We start from the raw sequence: 15,947 nt of genomic DNA, 5'->3' as shown, positions 1-15,947 counted from the left end.
TCGGATGTTTCGGCTGCCGGCGGAAAGCGCCGCCGGCGGAAGGCTGGGCGGTTAGAGCGCTTCCGCGCCGGAGATGATCTCGATCAGTTCCTTCGTGATCATCGCCTGGCGCGAGCGGTTGTAGAGCTGCGTCTGCTTCTTGATCATCTCGCCGGCGTTGCGCGTGGCGGAATCCATCGCGGACATGCGCGCGCCCTGCTCGGAGGCGGCGTTCTCGAGCAGCCCGCGCAGGATCTGAACGGTCAGATTGCGCGGCAGCAGCGCCTCGAGAATCTCGCCTTCGTCCGGCTCGTAGTCGTAGACGGCGTCGGTCTGCTTCGTCCCTTCCGGAATCTCGGCCGGGATGATGCGCTGCGCTGTCGGGATCTGGGCGATCACCGACTTGAACTTCGAGAAGAACAGCGTCGCGACGTCGAACTCGCCGGCGGCGAAGCGGGCGAGCAGGTTCTGGGCGATCGCCTCGGCATTGACGTAGCCGACCTGCTTGAACTCGCGCAGGTCGATGAACTCGATGATCTCGTCGGCGAACTGGCGCCGCAGGATGTCGTAGCCCTTCTTGCCGACGCAGATGATCTTGACCGTCTTGCCTTCGGCCTTGAGCGCATTCGCCTTGTCACGCGCCAGTCGCGCGATCGAGGAGTTGAAGGCGCCGCACAGGCCGCGCTCGGCGGTCAGCACCAGCAGCAGATGCACCTTGTCCGAGCCCGTGCCGGCGATCAGGCGCGGCGCGCTCGAACCGGACACGCCGGAAGCGAGGTTCGACAGCACCGTCTCCATGCGCTCGGCATAGGGGCGCGCGGCCTCGGCAGCCATCTGCGCCCGGCGCAGCTTCGCAGCCGCGACCATCTGCATGGCCTTGGTGATTTTCTGCGTCGCCTTCACCGAGGCGATGCGGTTGCGTAGGTCCTTGAGGGACGGCATCCGATCTTGATCCCCTACCCGTCAGCCACGGAAAGCGCGGCAACGAAGCATTTCAGAGAAGCGGTGCGGCGAAGCTCCTGGCTCCGCCGCACCGAAGGTGATGATCAGGCGAAGGACTTCGCGAAGCCCGCGACGATGTCCTTGAGCTTGGCGGCGTTGGCGTCCGACAGATCCTTGCTCGTGCCGATCTCGGCGAGGAGGTCGGCATGCTTGCCGCGGACCAGCGCCAGCAGCCCGTCCTCGAAGGAGCGGACCTTGTTGACCGGCATCGCGTCGAGATAGCCGTTCACGCCGGCATAGATCACGACGACCTGCTCTTCCATCTTCAGCGGCGAGAACTGCGGCTGCTTCAGCAGCTCGGTCAGGCGGGCGCCGCGGTTGAGCAGGCGCTGCGTCACCGCGTCGAGGTCCGAGCCGAACTGGGCGAAGGCGGCCATCTCGCGGTACTGGGCGAGCTCACCCTTGATCTTGCCGGCGACCTTCTTGGTGGCCTTGGTCTGCGCCGAGGAGCCGACGCGCGACACCGAGAGGCCGACGTTCACGGCCGGGCGGATGCCCTGGTAGAACAGGTCCGTCTCCAGGAAGATCTGGCCGTCGGTGATCGAGATCACGTTGGTCGGGATGTAGGCGGAGACGTCGTTCGCCTGGGTCTCGATGACCGGCAGCGCCGTCAGCGAGCCGAGGCCGGCGGCCTCGCCCATCTTCGCCGCGCGCTCGAGCAGGCGGGAGTGGAGATAGAACACGTCGCCCGGATAGGCTTCGCGGCCCGGCGGGCGACGCAGCAGCAGCGACATCTGGCGGTAGGCGACGGCCTGCTTGGAGAGGTCGTCATAGATGATGACGGCGTGCATGCCGTTGTCGCGGAAGAACTCGCCCATCGAGCAGCCGGCGAAGGGCGCCAGGAACTGCATCGGGGCCGGGTCCGAGGCGGTGGCGGCCACGACGATGGAGTACTCCATCGCGCCACGCTCCTCGAGCACCTTCACGAGCTGGGCGACGGTCGAGCGCTTCTGGCCGACGGCGACGTAGACGCAGTAGAGCTTCTGGCTCTCGGGGGCGCCTTCGACGTTCAGCGGACGCTGGTTCAGAATCGTGTCGAGCGCGATCGCGGTCTTGCCGGTCTGGCGGTCGCCGATGATGAGTTCGCGCTGGCCGCGGCCGATCGGGATCAGGGCATCGACCGCCTTGAGGCCGGTCGCCATCGGCTCATGCACCGACTTGCGCGGGATGATGCCGGGCGCCTTGACGTCGACACGGCGACGCTCCTTGGCCTTGATCGGGCCCTTGCCGTCGATCGGGTTGCCGAGCGCGTCGACGACGCGGCCGAGCAGCTCCTTGCCGACGGGAACGTCGACGATGGCGCCGGTGCGCTTGACGGTCTGGCCTTCCTTGATCTCGCGGTCGGAACCGAAGATCACGACGCCGACATTGTCGCTCTCGAGGTTGAGCGCCATGCCGCGCACGCCGGACTCGAACTCGACCATCTCGCCGGCCTGAACCTTGTCGAGGCCATAGACGCGGGCGATGCCGTCACCGACGGAGAGAACCTGGCCGACTTCGGTCACCGAAGCTTCCGAGCCGAAATTCGAGATCTGAGCCTTCAGGATGGCGGAGATTTCAGCGGGGCGGATGTCCATCAGCCGACCTCTTTCATGGCAAGACGAATTGAATTGAGCTTGGTTTTCAGCGAGGCGTCGACCATGCGGGAGCCCATCTTGACGACGAGCCCGCCGATCAGCGCCGGATCGACCTTGATCGAGACGTCGACATCCTTGCCGGCGACGCCCTTCAGCGCCGCGCGGATCTCGTCGACGCGTTTGGCGGTGGGCTGCTCGGCGACCGTCACCTCGGCGGAGACGATGCCCTTGGCCTCGGCGACCAGGCGCTTGTAGCCGGCGATCATGCCCGGCAGCGCGAAGAGGCGGCGCTTGCTGGCGACCAGCCCGATGAAATTGGCGGCGATGCCGGTGATGCCGGCCTTCTCGAGCACGGCCTTGATCGCCGCGACCTGCTCCTCGGCGGTGAAGGCCGGGCTCTCGATCAGGCGGGCGAGATCGGCGCTCTCGGAGAGCAGGCCGTTGAAGGCGTCCAGAGCGGCGGCGACGGTGTCGATCGCGCCCGTCTCCTCAGCCAGCTCGAACAAAGCGGTGGCATAGCGCTGCGCTACGCCCGACACCAGTGTCCCCTGCGATCCGCCTTCTGCCACGCTTCCCGTCTCTCGTTTCAAGGGCTTGCACCGGCGACCTTCCTGGGAAGGTGGAGTGCATCGTCCCGACGCTGCGAGTATCACAGGCGCAAAGCCAGCGACACGGCTTCGCGACCAAAATGTGGCGGTGCACTAGCATGTGGTTCCGGGGCACGCAATCGCTAGTTCGACCATGGAAGTGGCGATTGGGCCACGGCTTTCAGCAATTTTACAGGAAGCTCTGCGGATCGACATCGACCGCGACCCGGACCGACCCCTTGGGTTTGGGCCCGCGCTTCAGCCAGGCGCGCAGATAGTCCTGCAGGTTGACCTCGCGGGTCGTCCTGACGATCAGACGCATGCGATGGCGCCCGCGCAGCACCGCCAGAGGCGCTTCCGCCGGCCCCAGCACCGCGATTCCGTCGCCGGCCTCGGCGCAGCGCGCCAGCGCGCGGGCATGGCTTTCGGCCTCGGCCTGACCGTTCGCGGAGACGATCAGTGCCGCCAGCCGGCCGAAGGGCGGCAGCCCCGCAGCCTCCCGCGACGCCTCCTCTGCGGCATAAAACCGCTCCGGGTCGCCCGAGACCAGCGCCTTGAGCACGGGATGCTCCGGGTCATGCGTCTGAAGCAAGGCGCGGCCGGGTTTCTCGCCCCGTCCTGCGCGGCCCGTGACCTGCCGCAGCGCCTGAAAGGTCCGCTCGGCCGCGCGCGGGTCGCCCGAGGTCAGGCCGAGATCGGCATCGACGACGCCGACCAGCGTCATGCCGGGGAAATTATGGCCCTTGGCGACGAGCTGCGTGCCGATGACGATGTCGAACTCACCCTCGGCCACCGCCATCAGCTCCGTCTTCAGGCGTTCCGTCCCTCCGGGAAAATCGCTGGAGAGCACGATCGAGCGTGCCTGTGGAAAAAGCGTCGCGACCTCCTCGGCCAGCCGCTCGACGCCCGGCCCGCAGGCCATCAGGCTCTCGGGCTTGTGGCAGGCCGGGCATTCCTGCGGCCGGCGCTCGACATGGCCGCAATGATGGCAGACCAGCGCCCGCCGGAACCGATGATCGACCAGCCAGGCCGTGCAGTTCGGGCACTGGAAGCGGTGACCGCAATCGCGACAGAGCGTCAGCGGCGCATAGCCGCGCCGGTTGAGGAAGAGCAGCGACTGCTCCTTGGCCTCGATATTGGTCTCGATCGCCTTGACCAGCGCGCCGGAGAGCCAGCGCCCGCGCTCCGGCTTGTCCCGTCGCAGATCGACGAGGCCGAGCGTCGGTAATTCGCGCCCGCCGAAACGCTCCGGCAGCTTGAGATGCGTGTAGCGGCCGCGCTCGGCATTGACGCGGGTTTCCAGCGAGGGCGTCGCGGAAGCCAGCACGACCGGCGCGTTCTCGATGCGCCCGCGCACCACCGCCATGTCGCGGGCATGGTAGGAGACCCCATCCTCCTGCTTGTAGGCGGATTCATGCTCCTCATCGACGACGACGAGGCCGAGATCCTTGTAGGGCAGGAACAGCGCCGAGCGGGCGCCGGCCACCACCTTCGCCTCGCCGCTCGCGATCGCGGCCTGCAGCCGCTCGCGCCTGCGGCCGGTCACCGCCGAATGCCAGAGCCCCGGCCTGACCCCGAAGCGGGCCTCGAAGCGGTCGATGAACTGCGCGGTCAGCGCGATCTCCGGCATCAGGATCAGGCTCTGCCGGCCCTGCCGGATCGCCTCCGCCACCGCCTCGAAATAGACCTCGGTCTTGCCCGAGCCGGTGACGCCTTCGAGCAGCGCGACGCTGAACGCCCTCGCCTGCACGGCAGCCACCAGCGCCTGTGCCACCTCGCCCTGCCCCTCCGACAATTCCGGGACGGCATGGTCGGGATCGGGCAGCGCCGCGATGGCTTCGCGCGGCATCGGCTCGACGATGAAGGTGCCGGCATCGACGAGGGAATCGATCACGGCAGCGCTGACCGAGGCCGCCTCGGCCAGCGCCGATTTCGCGATCAGCAGGCCACCCTCGGCCGCGGCGATGGCACGAGCGCGGGCCGGCGTCATCCGGCCGGGCGGCGGCCCGGCGAGCCTGACGCCGAGCTTCGGTCGCTCGGGCGTGTCGTCCGGCTGCCGGCGCAGCGCCAGCGCCAGCACCGAGCCCTTCGGCGCGAGCGTGTACCACGCCACCCAATCGACGAGCTTGCGCAGCGCCGGGTCGAGCGGCGGCATGTCGTATTTGCCGGTGACCTTCTTGAGGTTGCCGCCGCGCCCGGCCCCGACGGCCCAGACCACGCCGACGGTCTCGCGCGGCCCCAGCGGCACCTGCACGACATCGCCGGGCGCAAGCGCGAGCCCCGGCGGCACGGCATAGCTATAGGCCTGGTCGAGCCCGAGCGGGATCAGCACGTCGACCGTGCCGCCTTCGATCATGTCCGCCGTCTCGTCCATCCTGCCAGTGTCTAGCACCGATTCGGCTGCTGTTAAGGCAGGAGCGTCATGCTTCCGCGATGACCGATTTCGACTCCTTCCGGCAGGACTGGCTGACCCATCTTTCGGCCGAGCGGCGCCTCTCGCCGAAGACACTGGAAGCCTATGGCCGCGATCTCGGCCAGTTCACCGCTTTCCTCACCGGGCATCTCGGCGGAGCGCCCTCGCTCGCCGATATCGCCGCACTGAAGCCTGTCGACCTGCGCGCCTTCCTCGGCCAGCGCCGCCGCGACGGCGTCGGCAACCGCACGCTGATGCGCCAGCTCGCGGCTTTGCGCTCCTTCGCCCGCTTCGGCGAGCGCAGCGGCAAGCTCACCGCCGCCGCCTTCGCCGCGACGCGCGGGCCGCGCCTCGGCAAGTCGCTGCCGCGCCCGCTCGAACCCGCCTCCGCGCGCGCCGTCACCCAGGCCGACACCCGCGCCGGCGAGGAGCGCGAGCAATGGATCCTGGCCCGCGACGCCGCCGTGCTCGGCCTGCTCTATGGCAGCGGCCTGCGTATCTCGGAGGCGCTCTCGCTCGCTCGTGCCCAGGCACCGCAAAGCGCCGGCGAGACGCTGACCGTGATCGGCAAGGGCTCGAAGACGCGGATGGTGCCGGTGCTGCCGGTGGTGGTGGCCGCCATCGCGGAATATCTCAAGCTCTGCCCCTGGCGCCTGCCGCTGGAAGGTCCGCTCTTCGTCGGCGCCAAGGGCGGGCCGCTATCGCCCCGCATCATCCAGCTCGCGGTCGAGGGGCTGCGCGGCGCGCTCGGCCTGCCCTCATCCGCGACGCCGCACTCCCTGCGCCATTCCTTCGCGACGCATCTGCTCGGGCGCGGCGGCGATCTGCGCGCCATCCAGGAACTGCTCGGCCACGCCTCGCTCTCGACCACGCAGATCTACACCCGCGTCGATTCCGCCCGGCTGATGGCGGCCTATGACGCCGCCCATCCGCGGGCGGGGCGCTGACATCGGACCGAAAAGTGGAAACCACTTTTCGGACGAATCCGATGCAAGAGGAAAACGGAACGCCATCTTGCCCGCCAGGGCGCATGGCGATCCGACATCTTGCTGCCGCAACGGAAAGCCTTAAACAGCGGCCATAGTGGCCCTGCGAGGTGATTCGATGTCGGAACCTGTCGAGATCCCGGAAGGCGGCAACAAGCGCATCGCGCTGCTGATCGCCTGTCTGGCCCTGCTGCTGGCGCTGGCCGAGATCGGCGGCAAGCAGGCCGAGAACGACGCGATCGCGCGCAACATCGACGCCTCCAATCTCTGGGCCTTCTTCCAGGCCAAGACGATCCGCGGCACCGTGGTGACGACGGCGGCGGAAACGCTCGAGCTCGATCTTGCCGCGACCGCCGATGCGGCGACCCGCGACCGGCTGCAGAAGCGCATCGACGGCTGGAAGGCGACGGCCGCCCGCTACAACAGCGAGCCCGAGACCAATGAAGGCCGCAAGGAGCTGATGGCGCGGGCCAAGGCGGCCGAGCAGCAGCGCGACGACTACAAGGCCCGCAACGAGAATTTCGAGATCGCCTCGGGCCTGCTCCAGATCGGCATCGTCGTCGCTTCGGCCTCGATCATCACCGGCGTGGCGCTGCTCGCCGGCGTTGGCGGCGGGCTCGGCGCCGTCGCGATCGCCTTCATGGGGCTCGCGCTGTTCGCCCCCCATCTGCTGTTCTGAGGGCGCTGCTGCCTCGGTAAGGGGCTGCCTCAGTAGTGGATGGCGCCCCGCATGCCGCCGCCGCAGGCGATGGCATCGCCATTGATCGCGACGCTGCGCGGCGAGGCGAGGAAGGCGACGATATCCGCGACCTCCGCCGCATCGACCAGCCGGCCGATGGTGACGTTCGCGGTCATGCCGGCCTCGACCTCCGCCTCGCTCTTGCCGCTGACCTGCGCCCGCGCCCCGACCAGCCAGGCCGTGCGCTCGGTCCGCGTCACGCCGGGATGGACGACGGTGACGTTGATGCCTTGCGGGCCGAGCTCGTCGGCGAGGTTCTTGGTCATCGCCGCGACCGCGACATTGCGCATCGAGCCGATGATGGAGCCGGTCGAGCGCGCCGCGAGACCGCTGATATTGATGATCCGGCCCCAGCCATTCGCCGCCATATGCGGCGCGGCCTCGCGCGCCATGCGCAGATAGCCCATCACCTTGACGTTGACGTCGTCCCAGAACAGCGCGTCGGTGATCTCGGCGAGCTTCGGCGGCGGCGCCTGCCCGCCCGGCTTGCCCGCCGCGTTCACGAGGATATCGAGCCCGCCGAGCACCTCGACGGCATGGGCGACGAGCGCCTTCACCGAGTCGTCGTGCTGGGTATCGACGGTATGGCCGACCACCTTGCGCCCGCTCTCGGCCGCGAGCGCCGAGGCGGCCTCGGCCAGCTCGTCCCGGTTGCGCGCGGCGATGACGACATCGGCGCCCTCGAGCGCGAGCTGCCGCGCGATGGCGCGCCCGATGCCCTTGCTGCCACCGGTCACCAGCGCGCGCTTGCCCTTGAGTTGCAGATCCATGGCTTCTCTCCTGTTCGATGAAAGCGTCAGGCCGAGGGTGCGCGCGGCCAGATGATCGGGCCGCGCATCTCTTCCCAGGCCCGCGCCATCCTGAGCACGCCGAGATCGTCGAAGCGCCTGCCGGTGATCTGCAGGCCGATCGGCAGCCCGGCCTTCGTCGTCCCGGCATGAACCGAGACCGCCGGCTGGTCCGACATGTTCGCCGCCACCGTGAAGCAGATATGCTCGAAGGGCTTGGCGGGGTCGTTAATGGGCGAGGCCCATTCCGCCGGATAGCTCGGCACCGGCGACACCGGCGAGAGGATGAAATCGTAAGGCAGGATCGCCTTCAGCGCGGCGTCGCGCATCGCCATCATCTGGCTCATGCCGCGATAGACCCGCTCGCCCGGCAGGTTCTGCCCGCCCTTCGCCCACTGGAAGATGTAGGGCAGGACCTTGGCCTGCTTCTCCGCCGGCAGGGCGCCGATATCGGCCCAGGCGCGCTGGCGCCAGAAATCGTCGAGCCCGTCGAGCATCGCGCGGGTGATGTGAGGCCCGACCGGCTCGACGATGGCCCCGGCGTCGGCAAAGGCTTTCGCCGCCGCCTCAACCGCAGCCTTCGTCTCGGGTTCGACGGGGAGCCCGATGCCGGCATCGCGCTGGAGGCCGATGCGCAGCCCCTTCAGGTCGATGTCCAGCGCCAGCCAGTCGATGTCCTGCGGCGGCAGGCTCATGCCGTCGCGCGCATCGGGCTTCGAGAGTTCCCGCATCATCAGCGCGGCATCCTCAACCGTGCGCGTCATCGGCCCGGCGACGCGGCCATAATAGGTCGGGTCGATCGGCACGCGCCCGAAGCTCGGCTTCAGACCCACCAGCCCGCACCAGCCCGCCGGCAGGCGGATCGAGCCGCCGATATCGGTGCCGACATGCAAGGGGCCATAGCCCGCAGCCCCGGCCGCACCGGCCCCGGCGGAGGAGCCGCCCGGATTCTTCGTCACGTCCCACGGATTGCGCGCGAGCCTGTGGAAGCTCGACAGCCCGGAGGAGAGCATGCCGTAATCCGGCATCGTCGTCTTGCCGAGGATGACGCAGCCGGCCTCGCGCAGCCTTGCCGCCGGGGGCGCATCGTCGGCGGAAGGAGCGAGATCGTTCGCAGCCGTGCCCAGCGGCACGGCCACGCCCTTGGTGCGGATATTCTCCTTGATCGTGCCGGGCACACCGTCGAGCGCCAGCGCCTCGCCCCTCAGCCAGCGCGCCTCCGAGGCTTTTGCCTGCACCCGCGCCGCGTCGGGATCATAGGCCCAGAGCGCGTCGAGCTTCGGTTCCCAGGCGGCGATGCGGGCGATGACGGCCTCCGTCACCTCGACCGGCGAGAGCGAGCGGCCGCGATAGGCGGACAGCAGTTCGGCCGCGCTCAGATCGGCAAGGTCGGTCATCGAAGCATCCTCATTCCCTTCAACCCTCACCGGCTGCGGCGCAGGCGCGGATCGATCGCGTCGCGCAGACCGTCGCCGAGCAGGTTGAATCCCAGCACGGTCAGCGCAATCGCGGCACCCGGAAAGATCGCAAGCCAGGGCTGCGCCGCCATGAAGGTCTGGGCTTCGTTGAGCATCCGCCCCCAGGAGGGGTTGGGCGGCTGCGTGCCCAGGCCAAGATAGGACAGACCCGCCTCCGCCAACACGGCAAGCGCGAACTGGATCGTCGCCTGCACCACCAGAATGCCGGCGATGTTCGGCAGGACATGATGCAGCGTGATCTGGCGGTTGTTCAGCCCGTTGGCCCGCGCCGCCTGGATGAAATCCTGCGCCCAGACCTGCAGCGCCGCGCCGCGCGAAAGCCTTGCGAAATAGGGCAGGTTCAGCACGCCGATGGCGACGACGGCGTTGAGCATGCCGGGTCCGGCGATGGCGGTCATCATGATCGCCGTCAGCACCGCCGGAAAGGCGTGGGTGAAATCGGCGGTCCTCATGATGATGTTGTCGAGGACGCCGTCGCGCCTCACCGCAGCGACCAGCCCCAGCACCGTCCCCAGCACCATGCCGATGCCGACCGCGCCCAGCCCCACCGCCAGCGAGTTGCGCGCGCCGACCATGATCATCGAGAAGACGTCGCGGCCGAACGGGTCGGTGCCGAACCAGTTCGCGGCGGATGGGCCTTGCAAGCGCCGGAGGATCGCCATCTGCGTCGGCGGATGCGGCGTCCAGACATAGGAAACCAGCGCCAGCGCCACCACGGCAAGGCTCAATGCCGCCCCGATCAGGAAGGACGGTGCGAGCCACCAGCGCTTCCTGCCGCCGGGCGCCTTGTCCGCGAGCGCGCTCATGCCTGCCTCAGCCGCGGATCGATCAGCCCGTAGAGCAGTTCCACGGCGAAATTGATGATGATGGCGAGGCCGGCGAACAGCATGACGAGGTCCTTGACCACGATCAAATCGTGCTGGGCGATGGCCTGGAAGACCAGCCGACCCAGCCCCGGCAAGGCGAAGACGTTCTCGATGATGATGGCGCCGGCGATCAGCACGGAGAATTGCAGCCCCAGGATCGTCACCACCGGGATCAGCGCGTTGCGCAGCGCGTGCCGGCGCATCGTCGTGCCCTCGCTCAGCCCCTTGGCGCGGGCGGTGCGGACGAAATCCTCCTGCAGCGTGTCGAGCATGGCCGAGCGCGTCACCCGCGCGATGATCGCCGCCTGCGGCAGGGCGAGCGCCAGCGCCGGCATGGCCAGCGACTTCAGCGCGGTGGCCAGCCCCGCCTGCCAGCCCGGAAAGCCGCCCGCCGGCAGCCAGCCGAGCCCGACCGCGAAGACGAGCACCAACAAGAGCCCGAACCAGAAGTTCGGAATCGCGAGCCCCGCCTGCGCGAAGGCCATGACGCCGGCATCGGCCAGCCTGCCATGGCGCGAGGCGGCAAGCACGCCGAGCGGCATGCCGATCAGGACGGCAAGCGCGATCGCGAGCACGGCGAGCGGCAGCGTCACCGCCATGCGCTCCATGATGAGCTGCGCCACCGGGACGCGATAGGTATAGCTCAGGCCGAGATCGCCGCTGGCGAGCCCGCCGAGCCAGAGGAGGAAGCGCAGCGGCGCCGGCTTGTCGAGGCCCAGCTCGGCGTGGAGCGCCGCCAGCGCCTCGGGCGAGGCGTTGAGGCCGAGCGTCACCGCCGCCGGATCGCCCGGCAGCACCTCCAGCACGAGGAAGATCACCAGCGCCGCCGCCATCAGCGTCAGCGCCAGCACGACAAGGCGGCGCAGGATGTAGCCGATCACGAGAAGATCCCGGGCGGAGCCGCGTTCAACGCCAGCGCAGCTCCGCCAGCGGCGTCACCGGCAATGGCCAGTCGGTCCACATGCCCTCCAGTTCGGCCTTGGCGACGGTGATCTTCGGCAGGATGAACAGGAAGCCGTTGACCGCGTCCTCGGCCAGCATGCGCTGCGCCTGCTTGTAGAGCTCGTTGCGCTCGCCCTCGTCCAGCGTTCCCGCGATCCTGGCGATCAGCGCCTTGAAGGCGGGGTTCCGGTACTGGAAGTAGTAGTCGTCGCGCGCATAGATATCGATGTCGAGCGGCTCGGTATGGGCGATGATGCTGAGGTCGTAATCCTTGTTGCGGAAGACGCGCTCCAGCCATTGCGGGAATTCGAGCGGCTCGATGGAAACATTGATCCCGACCTGCCCCAGCAGCGCCGCGACGATCTCGCCGGCCCGGCGCGCATAGGAGGGCGGCGGCAGCTTCAGCGTGCAGGAGAAGCCGTTGGGGAAACCCGCCTCCTTGAGCAGCGCCTTCGCCTTCTCGGGGTCGTAGGGGTAGGTGCCGGTCAGGTCGATATAGGCCGGGTGCAGCGGCGAGAAATGGCTGCCGATCAGGGTGACGTCGAAGCCGTAGACGCCGAGCGCGATGGTCTTGCGGTCGAGCGCATGGGCGATGGCCTGCCGCACCCTAGGATTGTCGAAGGGCGGCTTGGCGTTGTTGGTGGCGAGCACCGTCTCGCCCTCGGTCTTGCCGATGGTGACCTTGAGCCTGGGATCGGCCTGGAGCTGCGGCACCGCCTCGGGCGCCGAGAGATTGGTGTTGGCGTCGACATCGCCGGCCCGCAGCGCCGCGACCTGCGCCTGTGGATCGGACATGAAGCGGAAGGTCGCCTTCGCCAATGACGGCTTCTGCCCCCAATAGCCGTCGAAGCGGGTGAGTTCGAGCCGGTCGCCCCGGTTCCAGCGCGCGAACTTGAACGGCCCGGTTCCGATCGGGGCGGTCTTGTTGTTCGCCGCCGTCGCCGGCGCGACGATCACGGCATCGCCCCAGCTCAACCCGTAGAGGAAGCTCGCCGTCGGCTGCTTGAGCTTGATGACGACGGTCGCGGGATCGGGTGTCGCGATCTCCGCGATCGGCGTGAAGAGCTGGCGCTGCGCATTGGTCGAATCCGGCGCCACGGCCCGCTCGAAGGAGAATTTCACCTCCGCGGAGGTGAAGGGCGTGCCGTCATGGAAGGTCGCGCCGCTCCTGAGCGTGAAACGATAGGTGACGTTGTCGGGCGCGATCTCCCAGCTCTCGGCGAGGCAGGGCTGGATCTTGCCGGTCCGGTCCATCCTGACCAGCCCCTCGAAGATGTTCTGCAGCGTCACCTCGCGGATCGCCTGCGCGGCGCCGGAGGTCGGGTCGAGCGTCGGCGGCTCCAGCGTCATGCCGATGGTGACGCTGTCCTTCACCTGGGCGAAAGCGATGGCCGGCATCTGGGTTGCGACAGCCGCCAGACCGGCCCCTGCCAGAAGTTCACGCCGCGTCGTCATCGTCATCGCTCCGTTTGCGGCGGGCAGGATGGCGTGGGTCCGGCAGCGCTTGCAAGCCCAACCCCGCCACTTCGGATGCTTACAAACAAGCGTCTCTGGCGCACTAGTATACCACGCGATTGACCCCTGCTGCGCGCAGTTCTAGAGATCGGCCAAACACTAGGGAGATACCCCATGTTGCTGCACGATGATCGCCTCTTTCCCGCCGATCCGGTGACGCGCGGCATCGCGCGACGGCTCTTCGCAGCGATCCGCGACCTGCCGATCATCTCCCCGCACGGCCATACCGATCCGCGCTGGTACGCCGAGAACAACCCGTTTCCCGATCCGGCGACGCTCTTCGTCAAGCCCGACCACTACATCTTCCGCATGCTCTATTCGCAGGGCGTGCAGCTCGAACAGCTCGGCATTCCGCGCAAGGACGGCGCTCCGGTCGAGACCGACCCGCGCAAGATCTGGCAGATCTTCGCAGACCATTGGCATCTCTTCCGGGGCACGCCGACCAGACTCTGGTTCGAGCACGCGGCCTCGACCATCTTCGGCGTCAACGAGCGCCTGACGTCGGAAAATGCCGACCGGATCTACGACAAGATCGCGGCCAAGCTGGAAGAGCCGGAACTGCGTCCGCGCGCCTTGTTCGAGCGCTTCAACATCGAGGCGATCAGCACGACCGAAGGCGCGCTCGACGACCTGAAATGGCATGACATGGTCCGCGACTCCGGCTGGGGCGGCAAGGTCGTCACCGCCTATCGGCCCGACAGTGTCGTCGATCCGGAATTCGAGGGCTTCGCCGAGAACCTCGAAAAGCTCGGCGAACTGACGGGCGAGGATATCGGCTCCTGGACCGGCTATCTCGCTGCCCATCGCCAGCGGCGCGCCTATTTCAAGCAGCGCGGCGCCACCTCCTCCGACCACGGCCACGCCACGGCGCGCACCGCCAATCTCTCCGATGCCGAGGCCGAGAAGCTCTACGCCAAGATCCTGAAGGGCAAGGTCTCGGCCAAGGATGCCGACCTGTTCCGCGGCCAGATGCTGACCGAGATGGCCAAGATGAGCCTGGACGACGGGCTCGTCCTGCAGATCCATCCCGGCTCCTGGCGCAACCACAACGCTGCGCTGTTCGAGCATTTCGGCCGCGACATGGGCTGCGATATCCCGACCGCGACCAATTATGTCGAAGCGCTGAAGCCGCTGCTCGACGCCGTCGGCAACGAGCGCAACCTCACCGTGATCGCCTTCACCCTCGACGAAACCTCCTATTCGCGCGAGCTCGCCCCGCTCGCCGGGCATTACCCGGCGCTGAAGCTCGGACCGGGCTGGTGGTTCCTCGATGCGCCGGAGGCGATGCTGCGCTTCCGCGAGCTGACGACCGAGACGGCCGGCTTCTACAACACCGTCGGCTTCAACGACGACACCCGCGCCTATCTTTCGATCCCCGCCCGCCACGACCTCGCCCGCCGGGTCGATTGCGCCTATCTCGCGAAACTCGTCGCCGAGCACCGGCTGGAGGAGGACGAGGCGGCCGAAGTGGCGCATGACCTCGCCTATCGCCTCGCCAAGGAGGCCTACAAGCTGTGACCCGCCTTTCCAACGCCACTCTCGGCCAGATCGCGGCGGGCGTCCGCCGCCCGGCCTATGACCGCGCCGCCCTCAGGCCTGGCATCGTCCATCTCGGCCTCGGCGCCTTCGCCCGCGGCCATCTCGCCGAGTACACCGAGGACGCGCTGGAGAGCCGCTTCGGAGCCTGGGGCATCACCGGCGCCAGCCTCCAGCGCCCCGACCAGCGCGACCGGCTGAAACCGCAGGACGGGCTCTACACCCTGCTGAAGCTCGCCCCCACGGGGCCGGAGCTGCGCGTCATCGGCTCGGTGCTGGATGTGCTCGTCGCGCCGGAAAGCCCGGCCGCCCTCGTCGCGAAGCTCGCTTCGCCCGAGACCCGCATCGTCTCGCTGACCGTCACCGAGAAGGGCTATTGCCACGATCCGGCGACCGGCAAGCTCAGAGCCGATCATCCCGACATCGTCCATGATCTCGAAAACCCGGACGCGCCGCGCTCCGCCATCGGCATCCTGGTCGCCGGCCTGCGCGTGCGCCGGGCGGAAGGCCTTGACCCCTTCACCGCGCTCTGCTGCGACAACCTGCCCTCGAACGGCCATGTCCTGCGCGGCCTCGTCCGCGACTTCGCGGCGCTCACCGACGACAGGCTCGCCGCCTGGATCGAGGCCAATGGCGCCTTCCCGGCGACGATGGTCGACCGCATCGTGCCGGCGACGACCGAGGCCGACATCGCCGAGGTCGCCAAGCAGACCGGCCTGGACGATGCCGCGCCCGTCATCGGCGAACCCTTCCGGCAATGGGCGATCGAGGACGTTTTCGCCGCCGGCCGCCCGGACTGGCATGAAGTCGGCGCGCAGATGGTGACGGAGGTCGCGCCCTTCGAGTTCATGAAACTCAGGATGCTGAACGGCGCGCATTCCTCGCTCGCCTATCTCGGCTATCTCGCCGGCCATGAGACGGTGGCCGAGGCCAGCGGCGATCCCGTCCTCGCCCGCTTCCTGCAGGGGCTCTGGAGCGAGATCATCCCGACCGTGCCGGCGCCGCAGGGCGTCGTGCTGGCGGATTACGCGAAGGCCCTGCTCGCCCGCTTCCAGAACCCGGCGATCCGCCACCGCACCTGGCAGATCGCCATGGACGGCTCGCAGAAGCTGCCGCAGCGCCTGCTCGGCACGATTCGCGAGCGGCTGAAGGCGGGCGCCGGAATCGACCACCTCGCTTTGGGCGTCGCCGCCTGGATGCGCTACGTCACCGGCATGGACGAGAAGGGCGGCGCCATCGACGTCCGCGACCCGCTGGCGGCGGAGTTCAAGCGCCGGGCCGATGTCGCGGGCCGCAACGCCGAGGCGTTGAGCGCGAGCCTGCTCGGCATCGAGGCGATCTTCGGCAGCGACCTGCCGGGCGAGCAACGGTTTACAAAACCGGTGACCGCCCATCTCGCTGCGCTCTTCGACAAGGGCGCGAAGGCGACGGCGGCGAGCCTGGGTTGAGCCTCACCCTCATTCTCGGGCGAGGCGCAGCTTCGACCCGAGAATCTCGCAACGAGAAGACTCCCGGACCCACATCCGGCAAGCAAGAGAG

General features: G+C 68.4%; 13 protein-coding genes. 4 read left to right on the top strand and 9 right to left on the bottom strand.

The genetic code is table 11. The features are described 5' to 3' along the window. Nucleotides 1-51 precede the first annotated feature (51 nt). From IED13_RS15910 to IED13_RS15895, 4 genes are all read right to left on the bottom strand, one after another. Nucleotides 52-921, bottom strand: a complete 870-nt coding sequence (locus IED13_RS15910) for a F0F1 ATP synthase subunit gamma (RefSeq protein WP_038363156.1) — start codon at nucleotides 919-921, stop codon at nucleotides 52-54. Nucleotides 922-1,025: 104 nt separating this feature from the next. Next, nucleotides 1,026-2,558, bottom strand: coding sequence for a F0F1 ATP synthase subunit alpha (gene atpA / locus IED13_RS15905; RefSeq protein WP_038363155.1), 1,533 nt, complete (start codon nucleotides 2,556-2,558; stop codon nucleotides 1,026-1,028). Next, nucleotides 2,558-3,127, bottom strand: coding sequence for a F0F1 ATP synthase subunit delta (locus tag IED13_RS15900; RefSeq protein WP_191124737.1), 570 nt, complete (start codon nucleotides 3,125-3,127; stop codon nucleotides 2,558-2,560). The genes atpA and IED13_RS15900 overlap by 1 nt, the downstream gene beginning before the upstream one ends. 208 nt (nucleotides 3,128-3,335) lie before the next feature. Then, nucleotides 3,336-5,519, bottom strand: coding sequence for a primosomal protein N' (locus IED13_RS15895; RefSeq protein WP_248312609.1), 2,184 nt, complete (start codon nucleotides 5,517-5,519; stop codon nucleotides 3,336-3,338). A gap of 59 nt (nucleotides 5,520-5,578) precedes the next feature. Here IED13_RS15895 and IED13_RS15890 point away from each other — a divergent pair, with 59 nt between their 5' ends. Both IED13_RS15890 and IED13_RS15885 read left to right on the top strand, forming a co-directional pair. Next, nucleotides 5,579-6,505, top strand: coding sequence for a tyrosine recombinase XerC (locus tag IED13_RS15890; RefSeq protein ID WP_191124736.1), 927 nt, complete (start codon nucleotides 5,579-5,581; stop codon nucleotides 6,503-6,505). Nucleotides 6,506-6,662: 157 nt separating this feature from the next. Further along, nucleotides 6,663-7,223, top strand: a complete 561-nt coding sequence (locus IED13_RS15885) for a DUF4337 domain-containing protein (RefSeq protein ID WP_038363148.1) — start codon at nucleotides 6,663-6,665, stop codon at nucleotides 7,221-7,223. Nucleotides 7,224-7,252: 29 nt separating this feature from the next. Here IED13_RS15885 and IED13_RS15880 read toward each other — a convergent pair whose 3' ends face one another. From IED13_RS15880 to IED13_RS15860, 5 genes are read right to left on the bottom strand one after another with little or no spacing between them, the layout of a single operon-like run. Beyond that, nucleotides 7,253-8,053: an SDR family NAD(P)-dependent oxidoreductase gene (locus tag IED13_RS15880; protein WP_113251971.1), complete on the bottom strand. Its 801-nt coding sequence runs from the start codon at nucleotides 8,051-8,053 to the stop codon at nucleotides 7,253-7,255. 26 nt (nucleotides 8,054-8,079) lie between these two features. Further along, on the bottom strand, nucleotides 8,080-9,468 hold the full coding sequence (locus IED13_RS15875) for an amidase (RefSeq protein WP_191124735.1): 1,389 nt from the start codon (nucleotides 9,466-9,468) through the stop codon (nucleotides 8,080-8,082). Nucleotides 9,469-9,494: 26 nt separating this feature from the next. Next, nucleotides 9,495-10,355 carry an ABC transporter permease gene (locus tag IED13_RS15870; protein ID WP_191124734.1) on the bottom strand — a complete coding sequence of 287 codons (861 nt, stop codon included), beginning with the start codon at nucleotides 10,353-10,355 and terminating at the stop codon, nucleotides 9,495-9,497. Further along, the gene (locus IED13_RS15865) at nucleotides 10,352-11,296 is read right to left on the bottom strand and encodes an ABC transporter permease (RefSeq protein WP_191124733.1); all 945 of its coding nucleotides are present in this window, start codon (nucleotides 11,294-11,296) and stop codon (nucleotides 10,352-10,354) included. Before IED13_RS15865 ends, IED13_RS15870 begins: the two co-directional genes overlap by 4 nt. Before the next feature lie 25 nt (nucleotides 11,297-11,321). Continuing rightward, nucleotides 11,322-12,812: an ABC transporter substrate-binding protein gene (locus IED13_RS15860; RefSeq protein ID WP_191124732.1), complete on the bottom strand. Its 1,491-nt coding sequence runs from the start codon at nucleotides 12,810-12,812 to the stop codon at nucleotides 11,322-11,324. A 174-nt stretch (nucleotides 12,813-12,986) separates the two neighbouring features. On the opposite strand from IED13_RS15860, the gene uxaC reads away from it, so the two are divergent. Beyond that, nucleotides 12,987-14,390, top strand: a complete 1,404-nt coding sequence (gene uxaC, locus IED13_RS15855; RefSeq protein WP_133565472.1) for a glucuronate isomerase — start codon at nucleotides 12,987-12,989, stop codon at nucleotides 14,388-14,390. Continuing rightward, nucleotides 14,387-15,856, top strand: coding sequence for a mannitol dehydrogenase family protein (locus tag IED13_RS29235; RefSeq protein ID WP_191124731.1), 1,470 nt, complete (start codon nucleotides 14,387-14,389; stop codon nucleotides 15,854-15,856). The genes uxaC and IED13_RS29235 overlap by 4 nt, the downstream gene beginning before the upstream one ends. The last annotated feature ends 91 nt before the right edge of the window (nucleotides 15,857-15,947 follow it).

The organism is Allobosea spartocytisi, from assembly GCF_014764685.1.
GTDB classification, from domain to species: Bacteria; Pseudomonadota; Alphaproteobacteria; order Rhizobiales; family Beijerinckiaceae; genus Allobosea; species Allobosea spartocytisi.
This window is presented reverse-complemented; position numbering and strand designations above follow the sequence as displayed.

What these genes read in the sequence shown, in the direction of transcription:
- IED13_RS15910 (WP_038363156.1), bottom strand. Translation starts at nt 921, where the DNA reads ATGCCGTCCCTCAAGGACCTACGCAACCGCATCGCCTCGGTGAAGGCG.
- atpA (WP_038363155.1), bottom strand. Translation starts at nt 2,558, where the DNA reads ATGGACATCCGCCCCGCTGAAATCTCCGCCATCCTGAAGGCTCAGATC.
- IED13_RS15895 (WP_248312609.1), bottom strand. Translation starts at nt 5,519, where the DNA reads ATGGACGAGACGGCGGACATGATCGAAGGCGGCACGGTCGACGTGCTG.
- IED13_RS15890 (WP_191124736.1), top strand. Translation starts at nt 5,579, where the DNA reads ATGACCGATTTCGACTCCTTCCGGCAGGACTGGCTGACCCATCTTTCG.
- IED13_RS15885 (WP_038363148.1), top strand. Translation starts at nt 6,663, where the DNA reads ATGTCGGAACCTGTCGAGATCCCGGAAGGCGGCAACAAGCGCATCGCG.
- IED13_RS15880 (WP_113251971.1), bottom strand. Translation starts at nt 8,053, where the DNA reads ATGGATCTGCAACTCAAGGGCAAGCGCGCGCTGGTGACCGGTGGCAGC.
- IED13_RS15875 (WP_191124735.1), bottom strand. Translation starts at nt 9,468, where the DNA reads ATGACCGACCTTGCCGATCTGAGCGCGGCCGAACTGCTGTCCGCCTAT.
- IED13_RS15870 (WP_191124734.1), bottom strand. Translation starts at nt 10,355, where the DNA reads ATGAGCGCGCTCGCGGACAAGGCGCCCGGCGGCAGGAAGCGCTGGTGG.
- IED13_RS15860 (WP_191124732.1), bottom strand. Translation starts at nt 12,812, where the DNA reads ATGACGACGCGGCGTGAACTTCTGGCAGGGGCCGGTCTGGCGGCTGTC.
- uxaC (WP_133565472.1), top strand. Translation starts at nt 12,987, where the DNA reads ATGTTGCTGCACGATGATCGCCTCTTTCCCGCCGATCCGGTGACGCGC.